Below are 12,961 nucleotides of genomic sequence, written 5' to 3'. Positions count from 1 at the left end.
TTTGAATTATCATTATGTAACGTGCCAAGACAAAGATATCATGCCTTTGTCTTGGCATAAAGCTAGGTTACTTACCTGCCATCTTGGTTTCAGCGTTGGCAGCCATCAAAGCAAATACTGCGTATGCAGCAGTGTTTTGTTTGAGTTTTTCTGGATCGACTTTGTCCAACGTGTCGTCAGCAGTGTGGTGGTAGTCAAAATAATCTGTTCCCACCTGATGTAAGTCGAAAATCGGTGCCGAAGTAGTTTGTTTTAACGGGATCAGATCAGGCCCGCCACGTGCTTCATTTTTGCGAATGTATTTAACGCCTAGCGGTTTTAATTGCTCAGCAATAGCTCTCACCACGGGTAACGATGCGGCATTTACATTTGATTCAAACGCGTATACGACATCTGCACCAAAATCAGATTCTGCAGCGGCAACAATATTATCGAGACGTTTTTCATAATGTTTGAAGTAGGCTTTTGCTCCCCATAGGCCCAATTCTTCTGCGGCAAATAGGACGACGCGGATGCTGCGCTCGGGTTGAGTATGATCGGCAATGTGTTTTGCTGCCGCCATAGTCAGTGCAACGCCAGCTCCATCATCGAGTGCGCCAGTTCCTAAATCCCACGAATCTAGGTGACTACCAAGCAATACATATTGCTCAGGGTATTTAGTACCGGTGATCTCACCGATGACGTTATAACTTGTGCCTTCGCCCAAATCTTCAGTCTGAATATTTAGCTCAACTTGCACAGGCTTACCCAAGGCTACCAGACGTGCCAGCTGGTCGGCATCTGGATTGGCAACCGCGGTCGCTGGAATTTTCGTGATGCCTTTGGTGTAGTGGCTACCACCTGTGTGGGCAAAGCGGTGATGACTGGTACTGACAGAGCGCATCATATATGCAATAGCGCCTTTTTTAGCTGCTTCAACAGCACCTTTGTTACGCGCTTTCACGGCTGGGCCATATCCATTGCCATCAATATCGCGATTCATTCGATAGTTTATAAAGGCAACTTTCCCTTCCAGGCTACCCGCAGGCGCAGCCTTGAGCTCGTCAAACGTCTCAAATAATACCACTTCACCTGTCAGGCCTTTTTTAGGTGTACTGATGCTGTTACCCAAAGCTGTGAGATGAAGGGGCTGTTTACTTGGGGTCAAGATAAAGCCTGACTCATGATAACGGCGCCACTCTGGGAATTTGGAAGGTTCCAACCACACTTTGTCAAAGCCAAGTTGTTGAAACTTTTGTTTGGCCCATGCAACAGCCATTTTGTCATTTTCAGTGCCCGGAAGACGTGGGCCGACTTCAGTGGTAAGTGATTCCACTAATTGCCAGCTAAGATTACTGTTGTGGGCGTGTTCACGCACTTTTTCAACCATCTCTAGCTCTGCTTTTGTAAATTCTTGTGCTTGAGCAAGTTGGCTCACACACAGTGTCACAAGCGGAAGTAAGCTGGATTTTATCAGCGTACGAAATGCATGTTTCATGATTAATCCTTGATAGATAAAATAAGCTTCATTTTGACATCGAAACTTTTTGATTAAAACGTTAATAAGATGAATTGCATGGACACTAGCTGTAGATAAGTTGTATTTATGCCCTGACTACCTGCCACAATGGCTAAAATGCTGAAAGTATATGGTTGTATACCTAGGTAGCAGATGTTTGTTAAAATTACTGCAATTTGATTTGTCAGGACATTCATGTGAATTCGCTATTTTCTCACCTTTCTTTGCGCTCAGAGCTTATGGAGGCACTATCCAAAGCGGGCTTTAATAAAATGACGCCAATTCAAGCGCAAGCTTTGCCAGAGCTTTTAGAGGGTAAAGATGTTGTTGCGCAAGCAAAAACGGGATCTGGTAAGACATTGGCATTTAGCTTGGCAATGTTGCAACAGCTCAAGCCGGGCGTACAGCAAACACAAGGTTTGATCCTTGCGCCTACCAGAGAGCTGGCTTCGCAAGTAGCGGAAGAAGTACGTAAACTAGCTAAGTCACTGGCGAATGTGAAAGTACTGACAATTTGTGGCGGCGAGCCGATTGGGCCGCAAATTAGTTCTCTAGAGCACGGTGCGCATATTATTGTAGGTACACCAGGACGGATTGAAGAGCACCTTTTTAAAGGCACGTTAGACCTCACCCAAGTCAGTCATTTCATTTTAGATGAAGCAGATCAAATGCTTGAAATGGGCTTTATTGATGCCATTGAAAACATTGCTGTGTATGTGCCACCAACACGCCAGACTATGATGTTCAGTGCAACTTATCCAAAAGACATTGAACAGCTTTCTGGTCGTTTTATGCAATCACCAACTCTGGTTAAAGGTGAAACTGAAACACTTAACAAACAAATTAAGCAGCAGTTTTTCGCTTTAAAGAACAATAAGTTGCGCTTTAACACTTTGAAGTTGTTACTCCTACAGCATAAACCAGAAAGTTGCATTGTATTTTGTAATACCAAAGTAGAAACCAAAAAGCTATACACTGAATTACAGCAAACGGGTCTGCAAGTGGTTGTATTGCATGGTGATCTCGCTCAGATAGAGCGCCAAAGAATGCTCTTGCGGTTTGCCAATAAAAGTGCCTCTGTATTGGTTGCAACAGATGTGGCTGCAAGAGGGTTGGATATCGAAGATATTGATATGGTTGTGAATTATCATATGGCCCTCGACCCACAAACCCATGTGCATCGAGTAGGACGTACTGGTCGCGGTGGCAAGAAAGGTTTTGCTTGCTCACTGTATGGAGAAAACGAAAAGTTTAAAGTTACCCAGCTAAGTGAATTGTATGAGCGAGAATTTAATCCGTCGCCAACGCCTCCATTGAGCTTGTTAGACAAGCCAGTATACAAGCCAAACATGGTAACTGTGATACTCGATGTGGGCAAAAAGCAAAAGATCAGAGCGGGCGATATTGTCGGTTGCTTGACCGGAGAGAATGGTATTGGCTCAGCACATATAGGTAATATTTCGGTACAAGACAATCAAGCATATGTAGCGATTTACCGCGATGCCGTGAAGCCAGCAATTCGCAAATTGCAAGCGGATAAAATAAAAGGCAAACGCGTTAAAGCGAAGCGCTTAGTTTAACGTTAATATGAGCAGCTTAAAGTGTGCCTTTAAGCTGCTCATACTCTTGTTTTAGTTGTTGGAAAACCGCGGTACAACCGCCCTTGTCTGGATGATTGGCAATGGCTAATTGCCGCCAGCGCCTTTGCAACTGGGCGGCAGTGTACTGAGTGGGAAGTTGCCACTTAATTTGTAAGTTGGCTCTGTCCTTATCAGTCAAACGTGCAGGTGTGTGTAGGTACTTTTGCCAGAAGTCACTCAATAAAGATTCAACCTCTTCTTTAGTTGTTTCATAATTGTTCCAATCTAAATAATACGCTTTAAGTGGATCCCTCGTCGCTGCTGGTTGAATATCTGGTATGAGGTCAATTGGCTGTGTGGGTTGTATATGAATATCTAGGTTTGAGACATGCAAAGTATAACCGCAGGTGTGTAATTCATCTTGTAGCTGATAGAGCGCATTCATGATTAAAAAGTTTTTCTTAAACAACTCTTTGTGAGGGTCAGGGTCTAATATAGGAAGCGCTTTCTTAGCTTTTAGCTGAGCTGCTAGCTCATGGATCTTTAAATGCTCGCCAGTAGTGATAATTTCAAAAATAGCATCAAGTAATGGGTTGGTCATTGTTCGTTCTGTAAACATAGTGTATCTTCATTGCCTAAGATATTGTTGATGAAATATTACGCTATTGCAAATTAGGGTTAACACGGATGGCATTAATAAAGACATGTTGCATGTTGATAGTGATACTGAGCTTAGGTGTCCAGGCAACTGCATCACAGCCTTTAAGTGATATACGGTCACTGGAGCAGCAAATGGAAAATATTGCTCAGTTAGGGCGCTGGCAAGAGCAAAAAATGGCAGCGGAACAACTTTTAAGTCACCCTCAACTGGCGTCAGAGCAACGGGCGTCTTTGTTAAAACAAATGGGGAAACTCGCCTTTGAAGCTGGGCATTTGAATGATGGTATTGGCTATTTCAAAGAGCTAGAGCTTGCGGTTAACGTGGAGCAGTCTCCGGAATTGCTGTTTCAAGCGATTAAAATGCAAGGAATTGGCTGGTATCACTCTGGTGGATTTGCGGCGTCACAGAAAGAGTATGCCAGAGCACTGATCCTCGCACAATCACACATGCCAGCAATAGAGATTGCGCATATTCAAAATAATTTAGGCTTGTCGTATTTGAAAATGCATGACTTAGTCAATGCATTGTCGTCTTTTACACAGGCGTATTCTCTTTATCAAACACACGGCAATAAACAGGATGAAGCAGATATTATCCTGAATATCGCCGGTGTGTATATTCGCTTACTGCGCTATGAAAAAGCGGAGGAGTTACTTGCAAAAGCAATCAGACTTTTTAACGAACTTTCAGACAGTTATGGTCTAGCGCTCTCTCAAGCAAACTTGGGGGTGGTATATACTCAAACTGGGCGCTATGAAGAGGCGCGTGTGCTATTGCAACAAGCCGTTGATTACTATGAGGCTGCAAATGATATTAAACACTTGTCATACGAATATACAAACTTAGCAAAAGTCAGTGTTGCTCTCGAAGAGGTGGAGCGAGCGGAAGCAGAGGTAAATTTTGCGGTTTACTACGCAGAAAAATCGGGAAATTTATCTAATATGTCGGAAGCGTTGCACGTGCGGGCACAACTCGATTTAATTAATGGTCGCGCCTTGTCTGCAATGGAGTCTTCTCAGCGCAGTATGGAAATAAGTAAAAAGTTAGGTGCAACTTTGCGTGAGTACAAAGCGATGTCGTTACTTGCGTTGGCCAAATCTGCTCAGGGGGAAACTGCACAGGCACTTTCCATATTGGCAGAATATAACAAAGGACGTGCTGAGCTGTTAAATCAAACCTTAATAGAAGAAGCTGAAAAGTATCAAACTCAATTTGAAGAAAGTGAACTGAGTCGAGAGCTGGCTCAATTGAAACAGGATCAACAACTACAAGTGCTGAAACGGCAACAGCAACAACAGCTAATTTGGATGAGTTGCTTAGTCATTGGCTTTGCATTTTTGGCCTTGGTTGCATGGTATCGGCGCAGTATCGAACGAAAAGCTAAGCTGGACCTTCGTCATGAAGTCGCACAGCGTACCGCAGAATTGCAAAAAACAGCAGATCAGCTGCGCAGTGCTAACCAGATAAAAAGTCAATTTTTAGCCAATATTAGCCACGAGATCAGAACACCGCTTACTGCGATTCTTGGCTATAGTGAAAACATGTTGCGTGAAAATCAGGGAAACATTGAGTTAAGGGAGCCATTGGAAGTGCTCGTGAGGCAGGGAGAACATTTAAAGGAGCTGATTAGCGATGTATTGGATCTCAGCAAAATAGAAGCTGAGCAATTAGAACTAGAGATGACGGAGTTTAATGTTGAGGCATTGCTCACTGATGTCACAGATATGTTCCATCACCCCTGCATGGAAAAGTCCCTTGAGCTGATCGTTGACCACCAGTTAGATAGCCCATGTTTGGTTTGCTTAGATTACGTTCGGGTCAAACAAGTACTTATCAATTTATTGAGCAATGCGATTAAGTTTACCCGTGAGGGCCATGTTGAATTAATAGCGGAATACTCTGAGAATGGACTACTATTTACGGTAAGTGATACGGGCATAGGTATGCCTCAATCGCAGCTAGACAAGATATTCGACTACTTTCAGCAGGGCGACAATAGTATTACAAGACGTTTTGGTGGCTCTGGGTTGGGGCTAAGCCTGTCACAGCAACTGGCAAACATGATGGGGGGAACAATCCGGGTTGTCAGTGAATTACATGTGGGCAGTCAATTTTCTTTTTGGTTGCCATGCACGCGTTTGAATGCATCAAGCTATGAGGTGTCAGAGCGGATACCACAAATAGGGCTAGGAGCGATGTTTAATGGCGAAGTTTTAGTGGCTGAAGACCACGATGATAACCGCGCATTGTTCGAGCGGATTCTATGTCAGCTGGGTGTTAAGGTTGAGTCCGCTGTTGATGGACGTCAGGCGGTTGAAAAGTGCCTTAGCAGTTTTCCTGATTTGGTGCTAATGGATATACAAATGCCAGAAATGGACGGCTTAGAGGCGTTAAAATTATTGCGTCAAGCAGGGTTCGAAGGACCTGTCTATGCGTTGACGGCAAACGTAATGGAACACGAGATCAGTTATTATCTGGATTATGGCTTTGATGGTCACCTAAGCAAACCGATTGAGCATAACAAGCTGGTTGCGGTGTTGCATGCTGAGCTGGGTGAATACGTTGAAAAGTTCAATGATACAGACATGAGCTTGGATATGACTGATCTAAAGCAGAGCTTTGCTTCTACTCTTGAACAAGAGCGCTATAAACTCATAGATTTGTGGCAGGAAAGTGACTACGACGGTTTACAGTACCACTGCCATAAAATAGCAGGAGCGGCATCCGTATTTGGTTTTACGCCAATCGCAGATATTGCAAAGCAATTCGAGCAAGCACTAAAAGAGCAAAACAGCGCACAATACCAAGACTTATTTTTGATTTTGTGCGATGAACTCAAAGTGCAATCATATTCAGAACAATTCGATGTCACTTGATTCCTGATCTTCCTCGATGTGCATCGGCTGCGTTTTTTCAGCACTGACGGTTGGCTGATGCGCACGACTTTTATCAACTCGAGGATCTATATCTGGTTCAGGCGTTTCCGTTTTAAAAATGCTGAGCTTTTCGTGGATGCTTGAAGATAAGTTCAGTAAGTCTTTGCTCGATACAGCCTGAATTTTGGAGCTAGATAAAGCATCAGAGTTGAGTTCAACCATGGACTCTATACTGGATTGAGCCTCATCTGATACCTCTTTTTGCTGGGATACCTGAGTATGAATGCTGTGAGACATCGCGTTAATATCCAACATAGCATGCTCTATTTGATCCACTTCTCTGGTTGAGGCTTCAGACAGCTGAACTGTTTTATCCGTTTCCTCTAAAGCAAGCAGCATTAAAGAGTGCGCGCTATCCGTACCAGCTTGGATTTTGCTCACCATAGTACGGACTTCCTGCGTAGATTGGCTTGTTCGAGCTGCTAAATTTCGCACTTCATCTGCAACAACTGCGAAACCACGCCCTTGCTCCCCTGCGCGAGCAGCTTCAATGGCGGCATTTAGTGCCAATAAATTGGTTTGTTCGGCAATTGAGTTGATGACATCGATCACGGCACTAATTGAATCGCTGTCTGTTTTTAACACTTCAATTTGTTGGCTAGTTTGACGAATATGGTTAGCAAGGCTAAGCAAGCTTTCTTGGCTTTTGTCGGTATCAATTCTCGTTTTCTTGACCGCTTCGGTTGCGCTTTCGACAGAGTTGTAAATCTTTTCTAGGTTCTCATCTAGTTCTCTGGAAACAACTAGCATACGATTTATCGACTCAGCTAAATCTTCACCATGTGCGTGTTGAATAGTCGCTTTTTGAGTCATAGAAGCGTAAGTGTCCCTAAGGTCATCAGCCATAGGGCCCAACCTAGCTGAGCAGGTATACACTTCGCAGATCAAATGTTCTATGGTTGCGAGTCCGGCATTGAGAGCTAGGCAGGCTGGAGGCAGCTTTTTATCTTGATCATCAAATCTATAAGTTAAGTCAATATGAGTTTCTGACAACAGCGCATTAATTAGGTCATCAAGATAATTCCCCTTATTAATGTACTTTGAAATCGTGAAATAAATAAGCACGGCGCTGAGGAGCATTAAGGTACATAAGAGAAGTGTAGCTGTTAAAGTAAAATCAAAATAAACAGCGCAAAGTACTGTGATAACAATGTTGGCGCACGTGGTACTGATGACACCGACGTTTAAACGCATATACTTGATACTCCTTTCTATGAGTTTAAAAACTAGAAACTTTTTCCAATTAGATTAATAGGTATAGTCTAATTTAGAACTAAATCCAAGCTGAAGAATGGTAAAAAAAAACCTGCCGAAGCAGGTTTTTTTTATTTGCGTTTCATGGAGTCAAAAAACTCATCGTTTGTTTTACTCATTGAGAGCTTATCGATTAAAAACTCCATCGCATCTATTTCACTCATTTCATGTACAATCTTGCGTAAGATCCACATTTTTTGTAGTTCATCAGGTTTAGTCAATAGTTCTTCACGACGTGTACCTGAACGGTTGAAGTCTATTGCAGGGAATACGCGCTTTTCAGCAATCTTACGATTTAAGTGCAATTCCATGTTACCAGTACCTTTAAATTCTTCGTAGATGACTTCATCCATCTTAGAACCAGTATCAATAAGTGCTGTTGCAATAATGGTTAAGCTACCGCCTTCTTCTACGTTACGCGCTGCACCAAAGAAACGCTTTGGCTTATGTAGTGCGTTAGCATCAACACCACCAGTCAGTACCTTACCAGAAGAAGGAATGACTGTGTTGTAAGCACGTGCCAAACGAGTGATTGAATCAAGTAGGATCACCACGTCTTTTTTATGCTCTACAAGGCGTTTTGCTTTTTCAATCACCATTTCAGCAACCTGTACGTGACGGCTCGCCGGCTCATCGAAGGTTGAAGCAACGACTTCACCTTGTACTAAGCGCTGCATTTCTGTTACTTCTTCCGGACGTTCGTCGATCAGTAGTACCATCAATGTCGCATCTGGATTGTTGTAAGAGATAGACTGCGCAATGTTTTGTAGTAACATTGTTTTACCAGCCTTTGGTGGTGCAACGATTAGTGCACGTTGACCTTTACCAATTGGTGATGCAAGGTCTAAAACTCGAGCTGTGATATCTTCAGTACTACCGTTACCACGTTGCATAACTAAACGTTCATTCGCGTGAATTGGCGTTAAGTTTTCAAATAGGATCTTAGTTCGAGAGTTTTCAGGCTTATCAAAGTTGACTTCATTTACTTTTAACAATGCAAAGTAACGTTCGCCATCTTTAGGTGGACGGATAAGACCGCTAATTGAATCACCAGTACGCAAACTAAAGCGTCTGATCTGACTCGGCGATACATAGATGTCATCCGGCCCCGCTAGGTATGAAGCTTCGGAAGAGCGTAAAAAGCCAAAACCGTCCTGGAGAATTTCTAAAACACCGCCGCCATAGATGTTTTCGCCGCTCTTTGCGTGCGCTTTCAAAATCGCAAAGATTATATCTTGTTTTCTTAGACGGGCTACGTTTTCGAGTCCCATTGACTCGGCAAGTTTTACAAGCTCATTTATTGACTTGTCTTTAAGTTCGCGTAAATGCATATTGGTGGGTTCTTTAATTAACGTTGTCTTCTCGTCGCACGAGGGATTGAGTTGATATTCGATAAAAGGTTAGTGGCTCTATAAGTTAGCAGCTAGCTAGCGAGTCGTCCAGTCTTTATACAAAAAATAAATCCATTTATCTTTTAGTTGCCGCTAGTCAGCAAAAGTAAAAACCCAAATACGCGGTACTTGGGTTTTTATTGCTTTTTAAACGTTTTCGTTTAAGAACTCAACTAGTTGAGTTTTAGATAGTGCGCCAACCTTAGTCGCAGCAACCGCGCCATCTTTGAAAAGAAGTAGCGTTGGAATACCACGAATACCAAACTTACCTGGCGTGCCAGAGTTTTGGTCGATGTTTAGCTTGGCAATCTTTACTTTACCATCGAACTCATCAGCTACTTCATCAAGAATTGGCGCGATCATTTTACATGGACCACACCACTCTGCCCAAAAGTCCACAAGAACTGGGCTTGTTGCATTTAGTACGTCAGCTTCAAAGCTATCGTCAGTTAATTGAATTATTTTGTCGCTCATTACGTTCTCCGATAGAAATTTGGCGAATTATTTAGTGCGTATTTAAACACTCTTGTTTCTTATTGCAAGTTTAAACGTTATGCTTTATTGCTATGACTAAGACACATTTGACCAACACGAAATTTTCAGACTTTGCTTTAGCACCGGAAGTGGTCGCCGGTTTAACAGCGAATGGCTTCGAATATTGTACGCCAATTCAAGCAAAGTGTATGCCTTACGTATGTGAAGGCAGGGACATTGCGGGTCAAGCGCAAACAGGAACGGGTAAAACATTGGCGTTCCTGACCGCGACTTGTCATCGTTTAATGCAATCGCAACCAGAGCAGCAAACTTCGGTACAGCCGCGCGCCATTATAATGGCTCCGACACGAGAGCTTGCAATACAAATTCACAAAGATGCTCAAATCATCGCACCGCACTGTAATTTAAAACTAGGACTAGTATATGGTGGCGAAGAATATGAAAAACAACGGGCACAGCTAGAAAAAGGTGTCGATATTTTAATTGGCACGACGGGAAGGCTCATTGACTTCTATAAACAGGGAGCTTTTAACCTAAATAGCATTGAAGTTGTTGTGTTAGATGAAGCAGATCGTATGTTTGATCTTGGTTTTATTAAAGACATACGTTATTTGTTTAATCGCATGCCTGGTACGCAAGATCGCATGAACCTACTTTTCTCTGCGACGTTGTCTTATCGAGTTCAAGAGTTGGCATTTGAGCACATGCACAACCCGGTACATGTGCAAATAGAACCTGATGTTAAAACTGGCAAACAAATTCAAGAAGAATTATTTCAACCCTCACAAGAGGACAAATTGCCTTTACTTTTAACGCTAATCGAGGAAGAGTGGCCAGATAAAGCAATCGTGTTTGCTAATACCAAGCATAGTTGTGAAAACGTGTACGAGTGGTTAAAAGCTGATGGGCATCGAGTTGGCTTGTTAACAGGCGATGTGAATCAAAAGAAGCGATTGTCAATCTTAGCTAAGTTCACTAAAGGTGATTTAGATTTGCTTGTTGCAACAGATGTTGCTGCGCGTGGGTTGCACATTCCTGAAGTCAGTCATGTATTTAACTTTGATTTACCAGATGACAGAGAAGACTACGTACACCGCATAGGGCGTACAGGGCGAGCTGGTGCTTCTGGACATGCAATTAGTTTTGCGTGTGAGCAGTATGCATACAACTTACATGAGATAGAAGAGTATATTGAACATGCTATTCCAATTTCTCATTACGATAAGTCTGCACTACTAGATGATATAAAAGCACCAGTAAAGCAGCATCGTAGAAACTACCCTGCTGGTCAAAGGAAACGTGGTAATTCTAGACGTCAAGGTAATTACCAAAAATCATCGCCTAAGCACAGTTAAAAGCAGTAAAGGTAAGTAGAGGTTACAAGCGTGGGATACAACTCACCACTAAATAATGTATATGCCGTCATTGATTTGGGCTCTAATAGTTTTCATATGCTTATTGCAAAGCATATGGCGGGCGGAGTCCATACGATTGGCCGAGTGAAACGCAAAGTTAGGCTAGCTGCCGGGCTAAATGAACAAAATGTTTTATCACAAGAAGCGATGGAGCGTGGGTGGGAATGTCTGTCTTTATTTGCTGAGCGACTACAGGATATTCCAGCGCAAAATATAAAGATTGTTGCAACAGCGACATTGCGTTTGGCTGTGAATGCTGATGAATTTAAACAGCGAGCACAAAGTATACTGAACCATAAAATAGAAATTATTAGTGGTGAACTTGAAGCTTGTACTATCTATAAAGGGGTGGCACATACATCGGCATGTCACGGCAAGCAACTGGTTGTGGATATTGGTGGCGCAAGTACAGAGGTTGTCATAGGTAGAGGCTTTGATGCGGAGGTTTACCACAGCCTTAATATGGGATGTGTTACTTACCTAGAAAAGTTTTTCAAAGATGACCAATTAAGTGAAGAAAACTTTGCCAGCGCCATTGCAGCTGCAAAAAATACAATTGCTCCTCATGTCACCGCATTCCAACAGGTTGGTTGGGAGCTTGCGATAGGCGCTTCGGGTACGGTGCAGGCTATTCAGGAAATTTTCTCGGCACTTGGCCTAGATGAATATCTGTCACTGGACAAACTATACGATATCAAGGCGCTTGCAAGCGAATGTAAAACAATTCCACAGCTCGACCTTCCCGGGCTGAGTGAAGAAAGACGCTTAGTATTTGTATCAGGCCTCGCAATTTTGATTGCCTTGTTCGAATCTTTAGAAATTGAATATATGGGTTTGGCAGGCGGTGCACTGCGTGAAGGTGTGTTGTACAGTATGATTGAAGACTTGAGTGTTGCAGACATTCGAAAACGCACTCTCAATTGTTTTATGGCACGCTATCATGTCGATAACTTACAAGCACAGCGAGTTTATGAAATTAGCAATGGTTTCTTAAACCAACTCCAAGGGTACTGGTCTGTAGATATGCGTTTTGGCAGCGATGCGCTTAAAGCAGCATCTGTGATGCATGAAATTGGCTTATTGATCGATTTCAAAGAGTATCACCTTCACAGTGCATATATACTCAATAATAGTGTGATGCCCGGGTATACGCGTGCGCAAAAACAGCTTATTGCTGCTTTGGTGAGCTGTCATCGTCTTGATATAGATACCGACTCGTTTTCTACGTTGGGTGTTAATCAACATTTAGCTGAAGTCTTGATACGATTGCTGCGCATAGGTGTAATTTTATCTATGCGTCGACAGGATGATGTTTTACCAGAATTATTCCTGACGGCGTCAGAGCCAGAAACGCTGACACTGACGATGCCTAAAACTTGGTTAGATGAACATCCTCTTATGTGCAGCGAATTAGAACAAGAAGCGCGATATCAAGAAAAATGCGGATGGCTTCTAAATGTAGAAAGTGAATAAGCTTCTGCTTAAAAAATGCACTAAAACAAAGGGTTTTGGTTGTGTTTTATGCTGTTGAGCGTTTTTTTGTATTTTTATCAAAAAAACGCTTGCACCAATCTTAAATCTCCCTATAATGCGCACCCACTGACACGGGGCAACACGCTGAAAAGCAAGAGGCAAAGTGAAGGTCAAAGTTAAACGGAAAGCTTAATTAAGAAAAATTAAATTTTCTAGTTGACTTTAAAAGTGAAGCGGTTAATATGGCGCTCCACTTCG

General features: G+C 42.7%; 9 protein-coding genes. 4 read left to right on the top strand and 5 right to left on the bottom strand.

Going from position 1 to position 12,961, the window contains the following annotated elements; genetic code table 11:
• Nucleotides 1-67: 67 nt before the first annotated feature.
• Nucleotides 68-1,477 (bottom strand): M20/M25/M40 family metallo-hydrolase, encoded by a 1,410-nt coding sequence (locus MHN81_RS12075; protein WP_023399068.1) that lies wholly within the window; start codon nt 1,475-1,477, stop codon nt 68-70.
• A gap of 218 nt (nt 1,478-1,695) precedes the next feature.
• Between MHN81_RS12075 and dbpA the strand changes: the two genes are divergently transcribed.
• Complete coding sequence (gene dbpA / locus MHN81_RS12070) at nt 1,696-3,078, top strand: ATP-dependent RNA helicase DbpA (protein WP_023399069.1); 1,383 nt, start codon at nt 1,696-1,698, stop codon at nt 3,076-3,078.
• Between the two features lie 16 nt (nt 3,079-3,094).
• On the opposite strand, the gene MHN81_RS12065 is transcribed toward dbpA, so the two are convergent.
• Nucleotides 3,095-3,697, bottom strand: a complete 603-nt coding sequence (locus MHN81_RS12065; RefSeq protein ID WP_023399070.1) for a DNA-J related domain-containing protein — start codon at nt 3,695-3,697, stop codon at nt 3,095-3,097.
• Between the two features lie 92 nt (nt 3,698-3,789).
• Between MHN81_RS12065 and MHN81_RS12060 the strand changes: the two genes are divergently transcribed.
• Complete coding sequence (locus MHN81_RS12060) at nt 3,790-6,615, top strand: ATP-binding protein (RefSeq protein WP_239425817.1); 2,826 nt, start codon at nt 3,790-3,792, stop codon at nt 6,613-6,615.
• On the opposite strand, the gene MHN81_RS12055 is transcribed toward MHN81_RS12060, so the two are convergent.
• The 3 genes from MHN81_RS12055 to trxA form a co-directional block, all read right to left on the bottom strand.
• Nucleotides 6,592-7,869 (bottom strand): methyl-accepting chemotaxis protein, encoded by a 1,278-nt coding sequence (locus MHN81_RS12055; protein WP_023399072.1) that lies wholly within the window; start codon nt 7,867-7,869, stop codon nt 6,592-6,594. The two genes, MHN81_RS12060 and MHN81_RS12055, sit on opposite strands and share 24 nt — an antisense overlap.
• Before the next feature lie 131 nt (nt 7,870-8,000).
• On the bottom strand, nt 8,001-9,260 hold the full coding sequence (gene rho / locus MHN81_RS12050) for a transcription termination factor Rho (protein ID WP_023399073.1): 1,260 nt from the start codon (nt 9,258-9,260) through the stop codon (nt 8,001-8,003).
• A 207-nt stretch (nt 9,261-9,467) separates the two neighbouring features.
• Entirely contained in the window at nt 9,468-9,794 is a 327-nt protein-coding gene (trxA, locus tag MHN81_RS12045; RefSeq protein WP_023399074.1) for a thioredoxin TrxA, read from the bottom strand.
• A gap of 92 nt (nt 9,795-9,886) precedes the next feature.
• Here trxA and rhlB point away from each other — a divergent pair, with 92 nt between their 5' ends.
• Nucleotides 9,887-11,170: an ATP-dependent RNA helicase RhlB gene (gene rhlB / locus MHN81_RS12040; protein ID WP_023399075.1), complete on the top strand. Its 1,284-nt coding sequence runs from the start codon at nt 9,887-9,889 to the stop codon at nt 11,168-11,170.
• A 30-nt stretch (nt 11,171-11,200) separates the two neighbouring features.
• Nucleotides 11,201-12,703, top strand: a complete 1,503-nt coding sequence (gene gppA, locus MHN81_RS12035; RefSeq protein ID WP_023399076.1) for a guanosine-5'-triphosphate,3'-diphosphate diphosphatase — start codon at nt 11,201-11,203, stop codon at nt 12,701-12,703.
• The last annotated feature ends 258 nt before the right edge of the window (nt 12,704-12,961 follow it).

It is taken from the genome of Pseudoalteromonas sp. Of7M-16 (genome assembly GCF_022347805.1).
GTDB classification, from domain to species: Bacteria; Pseudomonadota; Gammaproteobacteria; order Enterobacterales; family Alteromonadaceae; genus Pseudoalteromonas; species Pseudoalteromonas luteoviolacea_F.
Note: the sequence above shows the minus strand (reverse complement) of the source record. Positions and strands in the feature narration are given on the sequence as shown.

Coding starts and splice junctions, on each gene's coding strand:
- MHN81_RS12055 (WP_023399072.1), bottom strand. CDS start 7,869: ATGCGTTTAAACGTCGGTGTCATCAGTACCACGTGCGCCAACATTGTT.
- MHN81_RS12075 (WP_023399068.1), bottom strand. CDS start 1,477: ATGAAACATGCATTTCGTACGCTGATAAAATCCAGCTTACTTCCGCTT.
- MHN81_RS12060 (WP_239425817.1), top strand. CDS start 3,790: ATGTTGATAGTGATACTGAGCTTAGGTGTCCAGGCAACTGCATCACAG.
- rho (WP_023399073.1), bottom strand. CDS start 9,260: ATGCATTTACGCGAACTTAAAGACAAGTCAATAAATGAGCTTGTAAAA.
- trxA (WP_023399074.1), bottom strand. CDS start 9,794: ATGAGCGACAAAATAATTCAATTAACTGACGATAGCTTTGAAGCTGAC.
- MHN81_RS12065 (WP_023399070.1), bottom strand. CDS start 3,697: ATGTTTACAGAACGAACAATGACCAACCCATTACTTGATGCTATTTTT.
- rhlB (WP_023399075.1), top strand. CDS start 9,887: ATGACTAAGACACATTTGACCAACACGAAATTTTCAGACTTTGCTTTA.